The sequence below is a fragment of the Stenotrophomonas sp. PS02301 genome (assembly GCF_029959485.1).
GTDB lineage: Bacteria > Pseudomonadota > Gammaproteobacteria > Xanthomonadales > Xanthomonadaceae > Stenotrophomonas > Stenotrophomonas maltophilia_Z.
Map to the genome: position 1 here is coordinate 1 of NZ_JASCOO010000024.1, position 20490 is coordinate 20490.

15 protein-coding genes are annotated in these 20490 nt (G+C 67.7%); 9 read left to right on the top strand and 6 right to left on the bottom strand.

What is annotated here, in order from left to right; translation table 11 throughout:
* Positions 1–275: 275 nt before the first annotated feature.
* Positions 276–1232 (top strand): D-2-hydroxyacid dehydrogenase family protein, encoded by a 957-nt coding sequence (locus QMX81_RS08545; protein ID WP_121041020.1) that lies wholly within the window; start codon positions 276–278, stop codon positions 1230–1232.
* 6 nt (positions 1233–1238) lie between these two features.
* On the opposite strand, the gene QMX81_RS08550 is transcribed toward QMX81_RS08545, so the two are convergent.
* The 3 genes from QMX81_RS08550 to hemH form a co-directional block, all read right to left on the bottom strand.
* Positions 1239–2975 (bottom strand): methyl-accepting chemotaxis protein, encoded by a 1737-nt coding sequence (locus QMX81_RS08550; RefSeq protein WP_282260565.1) that lies wholly within the window; start codon positions 2973–2975, stop codon positions 1239–1241.
* A 364-nt stretch (positions 2976–3339) separates the two neighbouring features.
* Positions 3340–4188, bottom strand: coding sequence for an alpha/beta hydrolase (locus QMX81_RS08555; protein ID WP_282260567.1), 849 nt, complete (start codon positions 4186–4188; stop codon positions 3340–3342).
* Complete coding sequence (gene hemH, locus QMX81_RS08560; protein ID WP_282260569.1) at positions 4185–5147, bottom strand: ferrochelatase; 963 nt, start codon at positions 5145–5147, stop codon at positions 4185–4187. The genes QMX81_RS08555 and hemH overlap by 4 nt, the downstream gene beginning before the upstream one ends.
* 187 nt (positions 5148–5334) lie before the next feature.
* Between hemH and QMX81_RS08565 the strand changes: the two genes are divergently transcribed.
* From QMX81_RS08565 to tatC, 4 genes are all read left to right on the top strand, one after another.
* Positions 5335–6231, top strand: coding sequence for a YSC84-related protein (locus QMX81_RS08565; protein WP_282260571.1), 897 nt, complete (start codon positions 5335–5337; stop codon positions 6229–6231).
* Between the two features lie 73 nt (positions 6232–6304).
* Positions 6305–6532: a Sec-independent protein translocase subunit TatA gene (gene tatA / locus QMX81_RS08570; protein ID WP_019185586.1), complete on the top strand. Its 228-nt coding sequence runs from the start codon at positions 6305–6307 to the stop codon at positions 6530–6532.
* 15 nt (positions 6533–6547) lie between these two features.
* Complete coding sequence (tatB, locus tag QMX81_RS08575; protein WP_282260581.1) at positions 6548–7093, top strand: Sec-independent protein translocase protein TatB; 546 nt, start codon at positions 6548–6550, stop codon at positions 7091–7093.
* Positions 7090–7839, top strand: a complete 750-nt coding sequence (tatC, locus tag QMX81_RS08580) for a twin-arginine translocase subunit TatC (RefSeq protein ID WP_102788725.1) — start codon at positions 7090–7092, stop codon at positions 7837–7839. Before tatB ends, tatC begins: the two co-directional genes overlap by 4 nt.
* A 43-nt stretch (positions 7840–7882) precedes the next feature.
* Here the strand turns inward: tatC and QMX81_RS08585 are convergent, their stop codons facing one another.
* The 3 genes from QMX81_RS08585 to QMX81_RS08595 all read right to left on the bottom strand — a co-directional run bounded on the left by QMX81_RS08585 (position 7883) and on the right by QMX81_RS08595 (position 11449).
* A complete protein-coding gene (locus tag QMX81_RS08585; protein ID WP_070470085.1) occupies positions 7883–8782 on the bottom strand; it encodes a BPSS1780 family membrane protein in 900 nt (299 codons plus the stop codon).
* A gap of 137 nt (positions 8783–8919) precedes the next feature.
* A complete protein-coding gene (locus tag QMX81_RS08590; protein WP_121041006.1) occupies positions 8920–9639 on the bottom strand; it encodes a glutamine amidotransferase in 720 nt (239 codons plus the stop codon).
* A complete protein-coding gene (locus tag QMX81_RS08595; protein WP_282260590.1) occupies positions 9611–11449 on the bottom strand; it encodes a type II/IV secretion system protein in 1839 nt (612 codons plus the stop codon). The genes QMX81_RS08590 and QMX81_RS08595 overlap by 29 nt, the downstream gene beginning before the upstream one ends.
* 81 nt (positions 11450–11530) lie before the next feature.
* On the opposite strand from QMX81_RS08595, the gene glyQ reads away from it, so the two are divergent.
* From glyQ to QMX81_RS08615, 4 genes are all read left to right on the top strand, one after another.
* The gene (gene glyQ / locus QMX81_RS08600) at positions 11531–12442 is read left to right on the top strand and encodes a glycine--tRNA ligase subunit alpha (RefSeq protein ID WP_102788722.1); all 912 of its coding nucleotides are present in this window, start codon (positions 11531–11533) and stop codon (positions 12440–12442) included.
* On the top strand, positions 12439–14535 hold the full coding sequence (gene glyS, locus QMX81_RS08605) for a glycine--tRNA ligase subunit beta (protein ID WP_282260593.1): 2097 nt from the start codon (positions 12439–12441) through the stop codon (positions 14533–14535). The genes glyQ and glyS overlap by 4 nt, the downstream gene beginning before the upstream one ends.
* Before the next feature lie 254 nt (positions 14536–14789).
* On the top strand, positions 14790–16595 hold the full coding sequence (locus tag QMX81_RS08610) for an autotransporter assembly complex family protein (protein WP_282260595.1): 1806 nt from the start codon (positions 14790–14792) through the stop codon (positions 16593–16595).
* Complete coding sequence (locus QMX81_RS08615; protein ID WP_282260597.1) at positions 16592–20437, top strand: translocation/assembly module TamB domain-containing protein; 3846 nt, start codon at positions 16592–16594, stop codon at positions 20435–20437. The genes QMX81_RS08610 and QMX81_RS08615 overlap by 4 nt, the downstream gene beginning before the upstream one ends.
* The last annotated feature ends 53 nt before the right edge of the window (positions 20438–20490 follow it).

Here is a 20490-nt window from a genome sequence, read left to right on the forward strand (position 1 = left end):
CCATCCCGAACTCGGAAGTGAAACGCAGCTGCGCCGATGGTAGTGTGGCCTAAGCCATGCGAGAGTAGGTCATCGCCAGGGTTTTTACCCCGAAAACCCCGCTGCTCACGCAGCGGGGTTTTCTTTTTGTCTGCGATTCCGTGCCTGCCTGGGGGCAGCTTGGCCACAGCGCCTGCCCACAACGCGGGCACGGCATGCCGGCAGCGGTCGTACCTGTCTGTAGAGCGCGCCGCCGCGCGGGCGTATCGTCATGGCTGCTGATGAAGGACGCCCCCATGCCGCTGAACTGCGTGATTCTCGACGACTACCAAGGCGTGGCGACATCGTCCGCCGATTGGCACCGGCTCGGCGATGCGGTGCAGATACGTACGCTGACGACATCCCACACGGGCGATGCGCTGGTGGCCGCACTGCAGGACGCCGACATACTGGTAGTGATGCGTGAGCGCACGCCGATCACCGCCGAGCTGCTGGCCAAGCTCCCATGCCTGCGTCTGCTGGTTACCAGCGGCATGCGCAACGCCGCAATCGACGTCGCCGCCGCGAAGGCGCGGGGCGTGGTCGTGTGCGGAACCGACAGCCATCCCGAACCGGCCGTGGAACTGACCTGGGCGCTGATCCTGGGGGTGATGCGGCACCTGGTGCCTGAGGCCAACGCGTTGCGCAGGGACGGGCCGTGGCAGCAGACGCTCGGCCGGGACCTGCATGGTGCCCGGCTGGGGCTGCTGGGATTGGGCAAGATCGGGCAGCGCGTGGCGCGGATCGGCCAGGCATTCGGGATGCAGGTCAGTGCGTGGAGTCCGAACCTGGATGCCGCCCGTGCGCAGGCCGCGGGCGTGCACTTGGCGGCGTCCAAGCAGGCATTGTTCGCTGACAGTGATGTGGTCTCGCTGCACCTGGTGCTGGGTGAGCGCACGCGGGGCATCGTTGATGCGGCCACGCTGGCCTGCCTGCCGGCACACGGCTACCTGATCAACACCGCACGTGCCGGCCTGATCGATCAACACGCGCTGATCCAGGCACTGGCGCAGAAACGCTTCGCTGGCGCCGGGCTGGATGTCTTCGACATCGAGCCCCTCCCGGTCGGGCACCCGCTGCGCACATTGCCCAACGTACTGGCGACGCCGCACCTGGGTTATGTCACCGCGCGCAATTACCGGGATTATTTCGGCCAGGCGGTCGAGAACATCGCCGCCTGGCTGCAGGGCGCGCCGAGACGCGTGCTGGACTGACGCCGATCAGGCCACCGCGGCGGGGCGGTACGCCTGTTCCTGATGACGGAACACGGCGACTGCCTGGGTCAGGTCGGCAGCCTGCGCTTCCAACAGCCGTGCGGCTGCACTCGCCTCTTCGACCAACGCCGCATTCTGCTGGGTGGCATCGTCCATCTGCGCCACCGTCCGGTTGACCTGATCGATGCCGGCAGCCTGCTCCTGCGAGGCCGAAGAGATCTCGGCCATGATGCCGCTGACACCGGCCACGCTGCTCACGATCTCGCCCATGGTCTGCCCGGCGTCCTGGACCAGGCGCGCGCCGTCGGTGACCTGCACTACAGAGGCATCGATCAGCCCCTTGATCTCCTTGGCTGCCTCGGCCGACCGTTGTGCCAGGCTCCGTACCTCGCTGGCAACCACCGCGAAGCCGCGGCCCTGCTCGCCTGCGCGTGCTGCTTCCACGGCGGCGTTGAGGGCAAGAATATTGGTCTGGAAGGCGATCCCGTCGATCACCCGCGTGATGTCGCCGATGCGGTGAGAGGCGGTCTGGATGGCGTCCATGGTGGTCACGACCTCGCTCACCACCTGGCTGCCGCGGGTGGCGACATCATGCGCGCCGTGCGCCAACGCACTGGCCTGGCGCGCGTGTTCGGCGTTCTGGCGCACGGTGGAGGTCAGCTCCTCCATCGAGGCGGCGGTTTCCTCCAGATGGGCAGCCTGGCGTTCGGTACGCTCGGACAGATCATCGTTGCCACTGGCGATCTCACTGGCGGCCAGCGAAATCGAGCCGGTGCACTGCTTGATCCGTTCGACCATTGCGGTCAGTTGCTCCGCCGTCGCATTGGCATCGCGCTGCATGGCCTGGAACGACCCGTGGAAATCGCCCCGCATGCGCTGGTCCAGATCGCCATCGGCCAGCGCCGAGAGCACGCGGCGGATCTCACCGACCGTGCCACCCACGCTGTCCAGCAGCTGGTTGATGCCGCCGGTCAGGCCGTTGAGGAAGCTCGCGCCTCCGTCCGTGGCCTGCAGCCGGCGATCGAGATCGCCCTTGCTGGCCGCCTCGACGATATCGGCCACGGCGTGTTCCAGCAGCAATTCGTGGGTACGGTCATGCCATTCCACCGCGAAGCCCTGGCGCTGGCCCTTCGCATCGAATACCGGCGTGACAACCTGGGCGAAATGCACCGGGCCGATCCGCACACGCCCGTGATGGGTGGCCATCAACGTATTGAGGATGGCGCGGATGCGGTCCGGATTCGCATGGAAACGGTGGATGCTGCTGCCGACCAGGCGCTCGGCATCGAAGTCGGGGAAGGCCTCACGCAGGCTGGCCTGCTGGTTGCGCAGCAGGGTCACCACCGACTGGTTCACGTAGCGGATCACGTGGTCGTTGTCGGCGATCATCATTGCGGTGCGGGAGACATCCAGCGCCTGCCGGACCTGGGCGTCGTGCGTGTGTTCGACGCGATCACGCGCCTGCGCGCGTGCCGCCTCCGCGGCCAGCGAGAGCGCCCGCGTCTGTGCCTGCCGCAGTGCATTGCCCTGCTGCCGCACACGCAGCGCGAGCAGGCCCAACAGTGCGGCTGCGATCGCGACGGGAACCAGCGCCCAGGGTTGCCGCTGCCCGATCGCAGCGATCACGGCGGCGGCGAGCAGTACCCCTGCGGTGACCAGACAGGCCGCGTCAGCGGACGGCCGGGACATGCGCGTGCGCAGCAGATCGGGCGGGCGGGACGAGGCATCGGGAATGGCGGTCATGGCGGCTCCAGAATCATCAGAAAGCGGAAAGCCCGCGGCGTGATCGCGCGCAGGCGGATGCCACACCCGTCACCGGCGAAGCGGTGGGTGCGGCAGCGGAAAGAAGCAGGGAGGCGCGCAGAGAGCACGCAGCGGAAAACGCCGCGTCGGCGGTGGCAATCACCGCCGGCATGGCCCGGTCCTGTGGGCGATGGCACGGCCAATCCGGCATTGCGACGACGTTCCCTGGAAGCCTGGGTGATGCGCGGCTTCGCAACGGCGGAGCAAGCGACGACAGTGCGGCCAATGAAAATCGGCCTGCATCATCGGTATCGGTCGCTGCCGGGATAAGTTGAGTGCGACCGTGTGTCGCACCGTGCAGGGCTTACCCGGCGAGGAAGCCCTGGATCACCTCGGCCACCACCTGGGGATGCTCCATGTGCAGATGATGCGTGCCCGGGAACACGGCCAAGCGGCCTTCGCGCAGCAGCGAGATGCGCTGGCTGCGCAACGGCTCCGGGTAATACGACTGCGCTGGCGTGGCGTAGATCACCTGGGTCGGGCATTCGATCGCGGTGAGCAGGTCGTCGATCTGTGCTTCGCTCAGGCGCATCGCGGTGGGCAGCATCAGGCGCTGATCGCTGCACCAGCTGAAACCCCCTTCAACAGGCTTGACGCCGCGTTCGACCAGCAGGCGCGCACACGGCTCGCTGAGCTGGTTGGCCATCATGCGGGCGCGGATCGGCGCGGCCAGATCAGGGAACACGCGCAGTTTGCGGGTGGGCAGCGCCCGCGCGGCACGCACATGCTCACGCAGGCGCTGTGCGGTTTCATTCTCCGGGCCCCGCAGGCCGCCGAGGGCCTCGATCGCGATCAGGCGCTCGACGCGTTCGGGTGCGGCCGCCGCGGTGAGGCTGGCAATGCCGGCGCCCATCGAGTGGCCGAGCAGCACGAAGCGGTCCCAGCCCAGCGCATCAGCGACGTCGAGCACGTGGCAGATCGCACCGGGCGTGTTGTATTGCGTGCCGGGCGGCAGGTGCGCGCTGTGGCCGTGGCCGGGCAGATCGATCGCCACCAGCGCCAGCGCCGGCAGCTGCGCCGCCAACGGTACGAAGCTGGCGGCGTTGTCGAGCCAGCCATGCAGCGCCAGAACACGCGTGCCGCCGGTCTCAGCCGACCGCAGGCCGGCCACGGTGCTGCCGGCAACCGGCAGCGAGAACGGCTGCAGCGTCATGCCAGCGCCGCGATGCTCAGCCGCGACAGCGCCAGTGCATGCGCCTGCGCGTCGTTGAGGCAGGGGATGTAGCGCATTGTCGCGCCGCGCTCGGCAACGGTCTCGGTAAAGCCCATCGCCACCTCTTCCAGGGTTTCCAGGCAGTCGGTGGCAAAGCCGGGGCAGACCACGTCCATGCTGCGCACGCCCTTCTCGGCCATCGCCCACAGGGTGGGTTCGGCATAGGGCTGCAGCCATTTCTCACGGCCAAAACGCGATTGGTAGGTCAGCTGCCAGGCATCGTCGGCCAGCTCCAGCGCTTGGGCGATCGCGTGGGCGCTGGCTTCGCAGCGCTGCGGATACGGATCGCCGGCGTCGGCCAGGCGCTGCGGAATACCGTGGAAGGAGAACACCAGCTTCTCGCCACGGCCGTGCTGTTCCCACCACTGGCGGATGCTGCCGGCGACGGCGGCGACCCAGTCCGGATCGACCGCGTAATCGCGCACCAGGGTCACGGTGACGCCGGGATGTTTCGGCTGCCACTCGCGCACCTGGTCCTCGATCGAGGCGGTGGTGGTGGTCGAATACTGCGGATACAACGGCAGTACCACGATCCGTTTCATGCCTTCGGCGGCCAGCCGGTCCAGCTCGGCCGGCAGCGCCGGGGCGCCATAGCGCATCGCATGGCGCACCCGCAGGTCGGGCATCAGGCCCTGCATGGCCTCGGCCAGCCGGCGCGTGTAGACCATCAGCGGGGAGCCCTCCGGCAGCCAGACCTGGGCGTACTTGGCGGCCGAACGACCACTGCGCAATGGCAGGATCAGCCCGAACAGCAAGGGTTTCCAGAACAACGGCGGAATCGCGACCACGCGCGGGTCGCTGAGGAACTCAGCCAGGTAGCGACGCACCGCCGGGGCGGTTGGCGTCTCGGGCGTGCCTAGATTGACCGCCAGCACGGCGGTGTCGGGTGCGTCGAGCATGCCGCCATTCTCGCAGGTCTGCGCGATTGGCGGGATGGATTTGGATGATGAACGCGATCTGGCAGGCATATCGATAGCCCGGAATACTCATTGCCGATTCATCGCCGGCCTTCTAACGTCGAGAAGCGTATCGACCCCGGTCGTACCTGCCGCTATCTTGTATGAATCGACTTTCTGGAGCCCACCCATGCGCCGCCTCAGCCTTGTTCTGCTGATCTCCGCCAGCCTGCTGTCGACCCAGGCCATGGCCGGGCCACAGGAGGACCAGCGCGCCCGCAATGCCGTGCGCGTCCTGAATGAAATCCAGGACATCCCCGAGCAGGGGATTCCCGACAAGCTGCTCGACGAAGGTCGCGCGGTCATTGTCATTCCCGACACGATCAAGGCCGGTCTGGTGATCGGCGGCCGTCGCGGCCATGGCTTGATGTCCGTCAAGACGCCGGATGGCAGCTGGTCCAACCCGGTGTTCGTCAAGCTCACCGGCGGCAGCATCGGCTTCCAGGCCGGCGTGCAGTCCTCCGATGTGGTGCTGGTGTTCCGCAACGATCGCAGCCTGGACAATCTCGTCAACGGCAAGTTCACCCTGGGCGCCGATGCCGGCGTCGCCGCCGGTCCGGTCGGCCGCAACGCTGCCGCCGCCACCGATGGCCAGCTGAAGGCCGAAATCTGGTCCTGGTCGCGCGCCCGCGGGCTGTTCGCCGGTGTGGCACTGGATGGCGCCGTGCTGCAGATCGACGATGCCGCCAACCTGGATGCCTACGGCAGCAACACCACGCCGCGCATGGTCTTTGAAGGCCGTGTCGGCGAGCCGCCGTCGGTGGACGTGGTCGCCTTCCGTGATCGCCTGGAAGAAGCCACCTACACCGCCCGCGAGAAGCGCGGCACCGCAGGCAGCGCGCCTGCACCGACCCCCGCCCCGCGCGCCGCTGCCGTGCCGGTTCGACCTGAACAGGCGCCGGCCCCGGTCGCCGCTGGCGCGACCACCGCCCCGTTGCAGTCCGTGCCGGCCCAACCCGCCCCGCAGCAGGGCTTCCAGCCGGTCGGCGACGGTGAAGTCCGTACCGAATCGCTGGACGGCAACTGACTTTTGTCACGCGCGCCGGCTTACCGCCGGTGCGCTATGCTCAACCGTCTGATCACTACGTAACGAGCGAGTCATGGGCAGTTTCAGCATCTGGCATTGGTTGGTCGTGCTGGTCATCGTTCTGCTGGTGTTCGGCACCAAGAAACTGACCAGCGGCGCCAAGGACCTTGGCAGCGCCGTCAAGGAATTCAAGAAGGGCATGCGCGACGAGGACAAGCCGAACGCGCAGCTCAGCGACAGTTCGCGTCCGCAGGACTCGACGACGACGTCGCAGACCGAGCACGACCGCGACCCGCGCTGATCCGGGCGGCTTGGCGTGTTCGATATCGGTTTCAGTGAACTGCTGGTCATCGCGGTGGTGGCCTTGGTCGTCCTCGGCCCCGAGCGGCTGCCCAAGGCAGCCCGCTTCGCCGGGCTGTGGGTGCGCCGCGCGCGCAACCAGTGGGATTCGGTGAAGCAGGAGCTCGAGCGTGAACTGCACGCCGAAGAGATCAAGCGGCAGTTCGACGATGTGAAAACCTCGATGCGCGATACCGAGTCGCAGCTGCGCGCCAGTGGCGAAGCGGTGCGTCGCGAGGCCGAGCAGATGCGCCAGGACGTGGCGCAGCATGGCGATGGCATTGCGGCTGCCGCTGCGGACGACGAACCGGTGATGACCGGCCCCGCACCGGGCTCGCCGGCCAGCGTGGCCCAGCATGTGGTGGCCCCCGAGGAGGCCGAGCCGCCGCGCGATGCGATGGCGCCGCCGGGCATCGATGGCAGCGCACCGCGTGCAGATCCGCCGGCGGCCCTGCCGCCGTCGACTGACACCGCACCGCTTACGCCTGTGCCCACGCCGCCGAACCAAGAGGCACCGCGATGAGCGAGCATGAAAGCAACGAGAGTTCGCTGGTCGAACACCTGATCGAGTTGCGTGCGCGCCTGGTGCGCGCGTTGATCGGCCTGGGCGTGGTGTTGCTGGGCCTGATGCCGTTCTCGCGGCAGATCTACACGATGATCGCCGAACCGCTGATCTCGCAGCTGCCGAACGGGCAGACGATGATCGCGACCAACCCGGCGGGCGCCTTCTTCGCGCCGTTGAAACTGACCTTCTTCGTGGCGGTGTTCATCGCCGTGCCGTGGCTGCTGTTCCAGCTGTGGTCGTTCGTGGCGCCGGGCCTGTATGCCCGCGAAAAGCGCCTGGCGGTGCCCTTGCTGGCCTCGTCGGTGCTGCTGTTCTATCTGGGCTGCGCGTTCGCGTATTTCCTGGTGTTGCCGGCGGTGTTCCACTTCCTCACCACGTTCCGCCCGGAGGTGATTGCGATCACACCGGATGCGACGGCGTACCTGGATTTCGTGCTGGCGATCTTCTTCGCCTTCGGCACCAGCTTCGAGCTGCCGGTGGCGATGGTGATCCTGGTGCTGCTCGGCTGGATCACGCCGCAGCAGTTCAAGGAAGGTCGCGGCTACGCGATCGTCGGCATCTTCGTGCTGGCCGCGGTGCTGACGCCGCCGGACGTGGTTTCGCAGCTGATGCTGGCCATTCCGATGTGCCTGCTCTACGAACTGGGCATCCACGCTGCGCGCTGGCTGGTGCCACGCCCGGGCGGGAAAGAGCAGCCGGAGTAAGGCACAAACAAAAACCCCGGCCAAGGCCGGGGTTTTGTCTGGATCAGGCCGCGAACACGTTGTTCGGGCCCGGCATCGGCGGCGGGGTCTGCGGCCCCTGCTGGCCGAACATCTGCTTCCACGCCGTGTAGATGGCACCGGCGAAGACCGGCATCACCACGCCCATCAGCAGGAGCTGCGCAACGAACAGCGCGAGCATCGTGCCACCGATCAACTGTGCGATCAGCGCGACCAGCATCACGCCGAAATAGATCGCAAAGACCGCCACGAAGGCGAGCAGGAAGAACACCAGCATCGCCAGCACGTTGTGCAGGCAGGCGCGCAGGCTCAGGCGCATCGCCTGCAGGCCGTTGCGGTGCTCGAACATCACCTGCGGCGGCAGGGTGAACAGCGCCAGCGCCATCGCCAGGAAGGTCACCACCACCAGTGCCAGCCAGAGCAGGATGCGCATCGCCGGCAGGCTCGCCATCAATTCTTCGATCTGCGCCGGGTCCGGCTGCGCGCCGGACTGGCTGATCGCGTTGAGCTGCACCATCACCTCGCTCAAGTGCTGCAGGCCACTGCTGCCGATCAGCACCAGCAACAACACGCCCAGGAACAGGCCGGCCACCAGCTGCGGCAGCAGCGAGGCGAGCAGGTTCAAGGCGCGGCCTTCATGCAGGCCCTGCAGCAGGTGCGACGGCTGCGCGACACGACCTTGGTCGACTTCGCGCACGGCCCACACCAGGCCGCCGAAGAACAGCGGGCCGGCCAGTGCCATCAACAGCTGCGCCAGCGTGCTCAGCGCCGGGCTGACCATCGCCAGCGACATCACCAGCAACGCGGCCACGGCCCAGATCACGCCGAGCAGGCCCAGCGCCAGCGGCGCCTTGCGCAGCAGGGTGAAACCCGACACCAGCCATTCCGCGCCGGCGGAGGCCGGCAGCTTGCGAATCTCGCTCATAACATTCCGGGACAGGGGAGAAGGCGCGAACGCCCGATTGCGGTCGATTATCCCTGTTTTCCCGGCGCGTGACCTGAAGGCCGCCCGGCGCGGCGCGGACGCTGCGTTGCGCCCGGATAACGTCCCCCGCGCGGGGCTCAGGCGTTGCGTGCCTGGCGGACGAAACGGCGCAGCAGCTGGCGGGCCAGCGGCGCGGCGCTGACGTCGCGGGCGACACTGCGCGCGCAACCACCGTGCTGGCGGATGCACTCGGCGCGGGCGCGGACGTAGCCGCGCATGTGGTGGGTGGCGAACTCCGGATGGAACTGCACGCCCCAGGCGTGTGCGCCCCAGCGGAAGGCGTGGCAGTTGTCCTGCGCCGAGCGTGCCAGGATCGCCGCGCCCTCGGGCGCGCGAAGCACCGTCTGCAGGTGGGTGGCGTGGGCCGGGAAGCGGGCCGGCAGGCCGCCGAACAGCGGATCGTCGACTGCGGAAGGATCCAGCGCCAGCTCGATCGTGCCGGACTCGCGCCCGGCCGGGTTGTAGGCGACTTCGCCGCCCAGCGCGTGGGCGAGCAGCTGGTGGCCGTAGCAGATACCGAACACCGGGCGGTCGTCGTGGGCGGCTTCGCGCAGCCACTGTGCGCTGCGTTCACTCCACTCGGCGCGGTCGGTGACGTAGGCGGCCGAACCGCTGACGATCACGCCGGCAAAATCGCGGTGGCTGGGCAGGGTGCCGCCATGTTCGACATCGACCACCACGGTCTCGTCGGCATCCAGCCCGGCCGCGACCCGGATCCAGTGCGAAAACCGCCCGTAGCGGCGCAGCGAGGCGACGGGTTGGCCGGTTTCAAGAATCAGGAACGGGGCGGAATTCATCCGGGGGAGGCAGGACCGAGAGGACTTCCTCGATTGTAGTCAGCCCTGCCGCTACCTTTTCAAGCCCCGCGCGGCGCAGGGTTCGTACCCCTTCAGCACGTGCGACACGGTTGAAGGCGGCCAGATCCATGTCCGCGCGGATGTGCCGGCGCAGGCTGGAACCCAATGGCAGCAACTCATACAGGCCCACGCGACCGAGGAAACCGGTGCGCCGGCAGTCGATGCAGCCGACCGGTGCATATGGCGTGGGCGCCTCAGGTAATGCCGCATCGGCATCAGTCAGCACCGCCCATTGCTCGGCCGAGAGCGCCGTGGGCACTTTGCAGTGGGTGCACAGGGTGCGCACCAGGCGCTGGGCCAGCACCCCGTTGAGGGTGGAGGCGAGCAGGTAATGCGGCACCCCCAGGTCGAGCAGGCGGGTGATCGCCGAGGGCGCATCGTTGGTATGCAGGGTGGACAGCACCAGGTGGCCGGTGAGCGAGGCCTGGACCGCCATCTGCGCGGTTTCCAGGTCGCGGATCTCGCCGATCATGATGATGTCCGGGTCCTGCCGCAGCAGGGTGCGCACGCCGCTGGCGAAATCCAGGTCGATGTTGGTCTGCACCTGCATCTGGTTGAATTCCGGCGCGATCATTTCGATCGGGTCTTCCACCGTGCAGACGTTCACCTCCGGCGTGGCCAGCCGCTTCAGCGTGGAATACAGCGTGGTGGTCTTGCCCGAGCCGGTGGGCCCGGTCACCAGCACGATGCCGTGCGGGCGCTCGACCAGGGCGGTCCAGCCGGCCGCCTCCTGCGGGCTGAAGCCGAGCTGGTCGATGCTCTTGAACGCGGCATCCGGGTCGAAGATGCGCATCACACACTTTTCGCCGAATGCGGTGGGCATGGTCGACAGGCGCATTTCCACTTCGCGCCCGCCTGGCGAACGGGTCTTGATGCGGCCGTCCTGCGGACGCCGGCGCTCGGCCAGGTCCATCCGGCCCAGCACCTTGATCCGGCTGACCACGGCGGTCATCACCGCCGGCGGCACCTCGAACACCTTGTGCAGCACGCCATCGATGCGGAAGCGCATGCGCCCCATGTCGCGGCGCGGCTCCAGATGGATGTCCGAGGCGCGCTGCTCGTAGGCGTACTGCAGCAGCCAATCCACGATGTGCACGATGTGCTGGTCGTCGGCGTTGACGTCGCCAGCGCGGCCCAGTTCCACCAACTGCTCGAAGCTGGGCAGGGTGCTGCTGGTCTCGCCGCGGACATCGCCACGGGCGCCGCGCACCGAGCGCGTCACCCCGTAGAACTCCATGGTGTAGCGGTGCAGATCCAGCGGGTTGACCATCGCCAGCTCGATCCGGCGGCGGCTCAGGTGCTGCAGGTCGCGCAGCCATTCCTGGGCCAGCGGCTCGCTGGTGGCGACCAGCACGCGCTCGCTGTCCACCGCCAGCGGCAGGAAGCGGTGGCGGCGGGCATAGGCGTGGGACACCAGGGCGGTGACCGCCGAGACGTCGACCCGGGTCGGGTCCACCCGCAGGTAGCGCACACCCGCGCGCTGGGCCAGCCATTCGCTCAGGCGCTCCAGACCGAGCTCACCGCCGCCGTTGGCGCCCAGCTTCAGGTTGGCCAGCAGCACCAGCGGATGGACCTCGCTGGCGTTGCGTGCGCCCGGGGCGGAGAAGCGGATGCGCTCCAGATCGGCGGCGGCGACCAGGCCATCGGCGACCAGGGCGGCGGCGACCTGGTCGAAATCCAGGCGGCCGTCCGGCAGGGAGACGCCCCCCGCAGGGACGCTGGCAGACGCCGCAGGCAGGCGTGGATCCATCCTCCATTTCCCCAGGCACGGAAGGCCCGTGCGGTCGGTCGCTATACTAGCGCACCCCTTCTGCAGGCAAGAATCCGCCGCATGTCCGCGATCCCGAACGTTCCGATCACTTTCCAGGGCCTGATCCAGACCCTCAACCAGTATTGGGCGCAGCAGGGCTGCGTGCTGATCCAGCCGCTGGACCTGGAGGTCGGTGCGGGCACCTTCCACCCGGCCACGTTCCTGCGCTCGATCGGTCCGGAAAGCTGGAATGCCGCGTACGTGCAGCCCTCGCGCCGCCCGACCGACGGCCGCTACGGCGAGAACCCCAACCGCCTGCAGCGCTACTACCAGTACCAGGTGGCGATGAAGCCGAGCCCGGACAACATCCAGCAGCTGTATCTGGATTCGCTCAAGGCGCTGGGCATCGATCCGCTGGTGCATGACCTGCGCTTCGTCGAGGACAACTGGGAATCGCCGACGCTGGGCGCCTGGGGCCTGGGCTGGGAAGTGTGGTTGAACGGGATGGAAGTCACCCAGTTCACCTATTTCCAGCAGGCCGGCGGCCTGGAGTGCAAGCCGGTACTCGGCGAGATCACCTATGGTCTGGAGCGCCTGTGCATGTACCTGCAGAACTGCGACAACGTCTATGACCTGATCTGGACCTACGGTCCGGATGGCACCCCGGTCACCTACGGCGATGTGTACCTGCAGAACGAGATCGAGCAGAGCACCTACAACTTCGAATACGCCGACGTGGACGAAATGTTCCACCGCTTCGATGCCTGCGAAAAGGAAGCACAGAAGCTGGTCGATGTCGGCCTGCCGCTGCCGGCGTATGAGCAGGTCTGCAAGGCCAGCCATGCGTTCAACCTGCTGGATGCGCGCCGCGCGATCAGCGTGACCGAGCGCCAGCGCTACATCCTGCGCGTGCGCGCGCTGGCCCAGGCCGTGGCCAGGCTGTACGAGGCCAAGCGCCTCGAAGCCGTCGCCGCCAAGGAGGTGCAGGCATGAGCACGATGCAGCCGCTGCTGATTGAACTGGGTACCGAAGAACTGCCGGTCAAGGCGCTGCCGGGCCTGGCCCAGGCCTTCTTCGATGGCATCGTCGACGGCCTGAGCAAGCGTGGCGTGGCCATCGAACGGGGCGATGCCAAGCCACTGTCCACGCCGCGCCGCCTGGCGGTGCTGCTGCCCGGCGTGGCGTTGGAACAGCCGGAACAGCACAGCGAAGTGCTGGGCCCGTACCTGAACATCGCGCTTGACGCCGAGGGTCAGCCGACCAAGGCGCTGCAGGGTTTCGCGGCCAAGGCCGGGATCGACTGGACCGCGCTGGAGCGCACCAGCGATGCCAAGGGCGAGCGCTTCGTGCACCGCTCCACCACGCCGGGCGCGCGTACCGCGACGCTGCTGCCGGAGATCCTGCGCGAGGCGATCGCCGCGATGCCGATCCCCAAGCCGATGCGCTGGGGCAGCCACACCTACGGCTTCGCCCGCCCGGTGCATTGGCTGGTGCTGTTGCACGGCCCGGACATCATCGAGGCCGAGGTGCTGGGCCTGAAGGCCGACCGCATGAGCCGCGGGCATCGCTTCATGCATGACAAGACCGTGTGGCTGAGCGCGCCGGAGGACTACGTCGCCTCGCTGCAGGCCGCCTATGTGCTGGTCGACGCCGACGCGCGCCGTACCCGCATCGTCGAGCAGGTCAACGCGGCGGCCGCGCAGGCCGGTGGCCAGGCGCGCATCACCCCGGACAACCTGGAACAGGTGGTCAACCTGGTCGAATGGCCGGCGCCGGTGCTGTGCAGTTTCGAGCGCGAGTTCCTGGCGGTGCCGCAGGAAGCGCTGATCGAGACGATGGAGATCAACCAGAAGTTCTTCCCGGTGCTCGATGCCGGCGGCAAGCTGACCGAGAAGTTCATCGGCATCGCCAACATTGAATCCAAAGACGTGGCCGAAGTAGCCAAGGGCTACGAGCGCGTGATCCGTCCGCGCTTCTCCGATGCCAAGTTCTTCTTCGACGAAGATCTGAAGCAGGGTCTGGAAGCGATGGGCGACGGCCTGAAGACCGTCACCTACCAGGCCAAGCTGGGCTCGGTGGCCGACAAGGTCGCCCGTGTGGCCGCCCTCGCCGAGGCCATCGCGCCGCAGGTGGGCGTGGACCCGGTGCTGGCCAAGCGTGCTGCGGTGCTGGCCAAGAACGACCTGCAGTCGCGCATGGTCAACGAGTTCCCGGAGCTGCAGGGCATTGCCGGCCGGCATTACGCCGTGGTCGGCGGGGAGTCGCCCGAGGTCGCGCTGGCCATCGACGAGGCCTACCAGCCGCGCTTCGGTGGGGATGACATCGCGCTGTCGCCGCTGGGCAAGGTGCTGGCCATCGCCGAGCGTCTGGATACGCTGGCCGGTGGCTTCGCCGCAGGCCTGAAGCCGACCGGCAACAAGGATCCGTTCGCGCTGCGCCGCAACGCGCTGGGCCTTGCCCGTACGGTGATCGAAAGCGGGTTCGACCTGGATCTGCGCGCGCTGATCGGTACCGCCACCGCCGGCCTGCCGGCAGGCGTGCAGCCCAGTGCCGAACGCAAGACCGAGGCGCTGCCGCAGGAGCTGTACGACTTCATCATCGACCGCCTGCGCGGCTACTACGCCGACAAGGGCGTGCCGGCCACGCACTTCAACGCGGTCGCCGAGTTGAAGCCGGCCTCGCTGTACGATTTCGACCGCCGCATCGATGCCATCGGCACCTTCGCTGCGCTGCCCGAAGCCGAGGCGCTGGCCGCGGCCAACAAGCGCATCCGCAACATCCTGCGCAAGGCGGAGGGCGAGATCCCGGGGATGATCGACCCGGCGCTGCTGGCCGAGCCGGCCGAAAGCGAACTGGCCGAAGCGGTGGAAGCGGCCATCGATGACAGCAACGCCAGCCTGCACCAGAAGGACTACGTGAGCGTGTTGAACCGGTTGGCGCGCCTGCGCCCGCAGGTGGACGCGTTCTTCGATGCGGTAATGGTCAATGCCGAGGATCCCGCGCTGCGGGCCAATCGACTGGCCCTGCTCAAGCGCCTGGGCGACCGCCTGGGCAGCGTGGCGGCGATCGAACACCTGTCCAACTGACGCTGCGGGGCAGGACGCCTCGAGGCTCACCAGAAGGCGCGACGGCTTCGGCGGTTCGCGCCTTCTGCGTTTTCAGGCGTGGCGCGTGCAGCGCTTCGTTCGCGCTGGGTGCGTCATGGGGCGTCGCGGACGGTTCTGTCCGACACCGTGCTGTCATCGATCAGGGCCGACACGACGCTGACGACTTTCTCGCGGAATTTAACGGCTTCTTCACCGCCGTTCTGAAACGGCCACGCCGATTTCGCATGCTCGCGATGGCCCGTTATGCTGTCGCCATGCAGCCAACGAAATTCGCCCTTCCGCTGATGTTCCTGTCCCTTGCCACCGCCTCGGTGGCACATGCACGGGGGACCATCGAGAAAGTGGACATCAAAGGATTGGACAAGGGCGACGATGCCGAGATGATCGAGAACATCGAGGTCTCGCTGTCCCTGTACGACACCATCGGCAAGCCGCAGGGCGAGTCCCGGCTGGAGTATCTGCTGTCGCAGGCCGAGCGCCAGACCCGTGAGGCGCTGGAGCCGTTCGGGTATTACAACCCGACCATCACCGTGGAAAGCCCGCGCGAAGGCGAGAACCTGCGCGTGGTGATCCAGGTCGAGAAGGGACCGCCGACCCTGGTCCGCCGCGAGCACATCGACATCACCGGCCCGGCCCAGCTGGACCAGTACCTCCAGGAAGACCTGGAGAACTTCAAGCCGCGCAAAGGCCAGCGGTTCGAGCACACCGAGTACGAAGCCAGCAAGATCCGGGTGACCCGGCGCCTGGCCGAGCGCGGGTATTTCGATGCCGACTTCACCCAGCGCCAGGTGCAGATCACCCGCGCCGAGAACGCGGCCGACGTCGATCTGACCTGGGACAGTGGCCGCCGCTACAACATGGGCGAGATCCGCTTCCATCAGGATTACTTCGTCGACAAGCTGTTCGACCCGCTGGTGTACTGGGACGAAGGCAGTTACTTCCACGAAGGCAAACTGGACCGCCTGCGCGAATCGCTGACCAAGCTCGATTACTTCAGCGTGATCGACATCCAGCCGCGCCCGGACCAGGCCGATGACAACGGCGATGTGCCGGTGGACGTCAACCTGACCCGCGCCAAGCGCACGATCTATACCGCCGGCCTGAGCTACGGCAGTGAGAGCGGCGCCGGTGTGCGCGGTGGCCTGGAGCGGCGCTTCCTCAACAGCCGCGGCCACAAGATGAACACCCAGCTCGACTATGCGCAGAAGCGCAAGAGCCTGGTCACCAGCTACCGCATCCCGGGCTTTGCCTGGCTCGACGGCTGGTATGCGTTCACCGCCAGCGCCTATGACGAGCAGACCGATTACATCGACCTGCGCAACTTCAAACTCTCGGCCAGCCGCAGTGGCGAGATCAACGAGAACTGGACCGCGATCGCCTCGATCAACGCCCTGCGTGAGCGCTGGCGGTATGCCTCGGGCACCGAGTTCACCGATGCGGTCTATAACACCTCCACGCTGGTCTACCCGCAGCTGGTGGCCGACTACGTCAACGTGGATGATGAGATGTTCCCGCGCCGCGGCATCAGCGGCAGTGCAACGCTGCGTGGCGGCGTCGAAGGTGCCGGCTCGGACACCAGCTTCGTGCAGGCCAACATGGTGCTGCGCTGGTATGTGCAGATCGGCGACAGCGACCGCCTGATCCTGCGCGGCGAAGGTGGCACCACCTGGACCAGCGATCTGGTCGCGATGCCGCCGAGCCTGCGCTTCTTCGCCGGTGGCGACCGCAGCATCCGCGGCTATGCCTTCCGCGAAGTCGGCCCGCGTACTGCACCACCGGACAAATACGCGCTCGGCGCGAAGAACCTGGTGGTCGGCTCGGCCGAGTATGAGCATTACTTCAAGGGCGGGCCGTGGGGTGCGGCGGTGTTCGTCGACACCGGCAGCGCATTCGACAATACGATCGATCTGCATACCGGCGTGGGCTTCGGCGTGCGCTGGAAATCGCCGGTGGGCCCGGTGCGCGTGGATATCGCGCATGGCCTGAACAACCCGGATTCGCAGTTCCAGCTGTACCTGAACATCGGAGCGGACCTGTGAGCACGCCGACGCCGTCTGCACCTGCCACGCCGCCGCCGCCGCGCGTGCGTTTCTACCGCAAGCGCCGCTTCTGGGCGTGGTCGGGCTTCACCGTGCTCGGCTTGGTGCTGCTGGCCCTGCTGCTGGTGTACTGGCTGCTGCAGACCGTGGCCGGCCGTGATGTGCTGCTGGCCCAGGTGGTCGCGCGGTTGCCGGTCGGCGCCTCGCTCACCTGGAGCAAGGTGGATGGCCCGGTCGCCGGGCCGCTGGTGCTGCACGACCTGGACTTCCGTTACGACGACATCCATTTCACCGCCGAACGCGCCTACCTGGATCCGGACATCCGGCCGCTGCTGGGGCGCAAGCTGCAGCTCGATGCGCTGCAGATCAAGAACGCCACGCTGAACCTGGCCAAGAGTGACGAACCGTTCGAGCTGCCGTCGTGGCCGGACTCGCTGCCGCAGATTGAAATGCCGCTGGCGATCCAGGCCGACACCATCATCATCGATGGCTTCCGGATCACCCAGGCGCAGCAGCCGCTGATCGACATCGCCAAGGTGCGCGGTGGCGTGGAAATCGCCAATGGCGAATTCCGCGCGACCCAGCTGAAGGTCGACAGCGACATGGGCGATTTCCGCGTGGATGGCCGGTACCTGCCGCGCAGCGATTACGACACCGATATCACCATCGGCGCGCTGATGCCGGCCCCGCGCGGGCGCACCCCGGCGCGGCTGGGCCTGGTCGCACGCGGCGACCTGGGGCATATGGAAGTGGCGATCGCCGGCAATGCACCGGCGCCGCTGCAGGCCAGCCTGGTGTTCGATGGCCGCACCGACCCGGTGTGGAAACTCGCTGCGCGCAGCAAGGAACTGGACCTGGCGCTGCTGGTGCCGGGGATGGACGCGAGCACCAGCACGCCGATGGCGCTGGATGTGCAGGCCGATGGCAAGGGTGGCCAGGCCAATCTGCAGGGCAGCTTCAAGCAGGGCGACATCGCGGTGGAACTGGCGCCCTCCAAGGTGGGTCTGGCCGACCAGGTGCTGACCGTGTCGCCGCTGCAGGTGAAGGGCTTTGGTGGCCAGGCGCGGCTGGAAGGCATCGCCGATTTCACCGACAAGGAAAACGCGAGCCTGCGCTTCTCCATCGTCGCCAACGACCTCACCTTCGTACCCGCCGCCGATACCACCACCCCGGGCGCCGCTGCGCCGGTGCCGGTGACGCTGAAAGAAGCGCGCATGGGCCTGGCCGGCACGCTGAAGGCGTGGGCGGCGGTTGGCCGTGCCTCGGTGGAACGCGAGAAACAGGTCGCCGATCTGCAGTTCGACGTGCGCGGCAATGACCAGGCCGCCGTGATCAAGCAGCTCCAGGCCAGCACCCCGGGCGGTTCGCTGGATGTCACCGGCCAGGTGGCCTGGGCCCCGCAGCTGGATTGGGACGTGGCCGCCAAACTGGCCGGCTTTGATCCGGGCTACTTCGCACCGGGCTGGGACGGCAAGCTGTCCGGCTCGTTTGCATCGAAGGGCCGCCAGTTGCCGCCGCCGGCCGGCAGTCCGGCCGGTACCGCTGGCAGCTACGAAGCCACCGTCGATGTGCCCGGCATCAAGGGCACGCTGCGCAAGCGTGCGCTGGATGCACAGGGCAAGTTCGCGCTGCGCGGCGAGCAGGGCGAGGGCAACCTCCGGCTGGCGCTGGGCAACAGCCGCCTGACCGCCAAAGGCTCGGTGGGCGACCGCCTGGATATCGATGCGCAGCTGGAGCCGGTGCAGTTGGACGACCTGCTGCCCAACAGCAGCGGCAGCCTGCGCGGCCACGTGCTGATCAAGGGCGCGCGTACCGCACCGGACATCACCGCCGATCTGGTCGGCAGTGGCCTGCGCTGGGACGACTGGAGCGCCGAGGCGATCAGCATCCAGGGGCGCCTGCCGTGGCAGGGCGACAGCGGCACGCTGGCGGTGCAGGGCAGCAAGATCCAGGTCGGCATGCTGCTGGACACGCTCAACGTGAATGCCCGCGGCAGCCTCTCCCATCTGCGCCTGGATGCACAGACGAAAAACGAGCTGGGTGCTGTCGCGCTGGAAGGCGGCGTGCGCCAGCAGGGCCAGGCCTGGCGCGGTGATCTGACCGCGCTGCGTATCGCACCGGTCAAGGGCGATGCCTGGAGCCTGCGCGCGCCGGCCACCTTCAGCGTGCAGGGCACTAACTTCACCCTGAGCGATGCGTGCCTGGGTGCCGCCACGGGCGGCGCGCTGTGCGCCAGTGCGAACTGGCCCCGCGAAGGCCTGCTGGTGCGCGGCGATGCGCTGCCGCTGGCGCTGGTGCAGCCGTGGCTGCCACCGCAGTCCGGACGCCGCATCTTCCTGCGCGGTGAAGTGAATCTGGATGGGCGCATCCGGCCGCGCGGCAACGCGTGGGAAGGCAGCGCTTCGGTCACCTCGCGCGAAGGCGGGGTACGCCTGGGCGACAACGCGCGTGGCGAGCTGGTGCGCTATGACCAGTTCTCGGTGAACCTGGAGATGACCCCGCAGCAGATCAACGCCAAGCTCGGTGTCGGTTTCCAGGGCGACGGCTTCGTCGATGCCAAGGTGCAGACCGGCTGGGATGCCAACGCGCCGCTGACCGGCGAGCTGTACATGAACATCGCGCGGCTGTACTGGCTGGAACTGTTCTCGCCCGACATCGTGCGCCCGACCGGCCTGATCGAAGGTCACGTCAGTCTGCGCGGCACGCGGGGTACGCCGTCGTTGGGCGGTGAGGCGACGCTGAGCAAGTTCAACGGCGAGTTCCCCGCGCTCGGCCTGACCTTTGCCGAAGGCAAGGGCAGCTTCACCGCGCAGCCGGATGGCTCGGCCAAGATCAGCGCGCAGGCCAACTCCGGCAAAGGCACGCTGTACGTGGATGGCGGGCTGTCGTGGTTCGGCGATGCACAGCCATTGCAGCTGCATATCCACGGCGAAAACGTGCTGCTGGCCAACACCAGCGAGCTGCGCGTGATCGCCAACCCGAACCTGGACTTCACCCTGGCCGGCAGCGCGATGCAGCTGCGCGGCACCGTGCACGTGCCTGAAGCGGATCTGGACCTGGAGCGCCTGGACCGTGGTACCTCGGTCTCCGAAGACGTGGTGGTGCTGGATCCGGTCGATCCGGAAGAGGGCCCCAGCTCGCCGCTGGACATGGACCTGACCGTGAGCCTGGGCGACAAGGTCAAGATGGCCGGGTTCGGCCTGAAGGGGGCGCTGACCGGCAAGATGCAGGTGTGGGCACGCCCCGGGCGTGAGATGACCGCCAACGGCGGGCTGGAAGTCAGTGGGCGCTACAAGGCCTACGGCCAGGACCTGACCATCACCCGCGGCAACTTGAACTGGAACTACAACGCGGTCTCCGATCCGCGCATCAACATCCGTGCCCAGCGCGCCGTCGGCGATGTCACCGCCGGCATCGACGTGACCGGGCGGGCGCAGTCGCCACGTGTGGATGTGTGGTCGGAACCGGCGATGTCGCAGTCCGAAGCACTGGCCTATCTGGTGCTGGGACGCAGCCTCACCGGTGCCAGCAGCGACCAGGCCCAGCAGGTCAACGCGGCCTCGGCGGCGCTGTCGGCCGGCAGCGGCCTGCTCGCGTCGCAGCTGGGCGCCAAGCTCGGCCTGGACGACGCCGGCGTGAGCCAGTCGCGCGCGCTGGGTGGCTCGGTGATCGGCTTTGGCAAGTACATCTCGCCCAAGCTGTACATCGGCTACGGCGTCTCGCTGGTCGGCAGTGGCTCGGTGCTGACGCTGAAGTACCTGCTGCGCCGTGGCTTCGATGTGGAGCTGGAGTCGAGCACGGTGGAGAACCGTGGGTCGCTGAACTGGCGGCGGGAGAAGTAAGCCACGGCCGACGGTCCAGGCGCCCCTGACCATCGGCCGTTGCCCTGCCGGGC

Coding starts and splice junctions, on each gene's coding strand:
- QMX81_RS08555 (WP_282260567.1), bottom strand. CDS start 4,188: ATGACGCTGCAGCCGTTCTCGCTGCCGGTTGCCGGCAGCACCGTGGCC.
- QMX81_RS08565 (WP_282260571.1), top strand. CDS start 5,335: ATGCGCCGCCTCAGCCTTGTTCTGCTGATCTCCGCCAGCCTGCTGTCG.
- QMX81_RS08610 (WP_282260595.1), top strand. CDS start 14,790: ATGGCCCGTTATGCTGTCGCCATGCAGCCAACGAAATTCGCCCTTCCG.
- tatA (WP_019185586.1), top strand. CDS start 6,305: ATGGGCAGTTTCAGCATCTGGCATTGGTTGGTCGTGCTGGTCATCGTT.
- QMX81_RS08550 (WP_282260565.1), bottom strand. CDS start 2,975: ATGACCGCCATTCCCGATGCCTCGTCCCGCCCGCCCGATCTGCTGCGC.
- QMX81_RS08585 (WP_070470085.1), bottom strand. CDS start 8,782: ATGAGCGAGATTCGCAAGCTGCCGGCCTCCGCCGGCGCGGAATGGCTG.
- glyS (WP_282260593.1), top strand. CDS start 12,439: ATGAGCACGATGCAGCCGCTGCTGATTGAACTGGGTACCGAAGAACTG.
- tatC (WP_102788725.1), top strand. CDS start 7,090: ATGAGCGAGCATGAAAGCAACGAGAGTTCGCTGGTCGAACACCTGATC.
- QMX81_RS08590 (WP_121041006.1), bottom strand. CDS start 9,639: ATGAATTCCGCCCCGTTCCTGATTCTTGAAACCGGCCAACCCGTCGCC.
- glyQ (WP_102788722.1), top strand. CDS start 11,531: ATGTCCGCGATCCCGAACGTTCCGATCACTTTCCAGGGCCTGATCCAG.
- QMX81_RS08545 (WP_121041020.1), top strand. CDS start 276: ATGCCGCTGAACTGCGTGATTCTCGACGACTACCAAGGCGTGGCGACA.
- hemH (WP_282260569.1), bottom strand. CDS start 5,147: ATGCTCGACGCACCCGACACCGCCGTGCTGGCGGTCAATCTAGGCACG.
- QMX81_RS08595 (WP_282260590.1), bottom strand. CDS start 11,449: ATGGATCCACGCCTGCCTGCGGCGTCTGCCAGCGTCCCTGCGGGGGGC.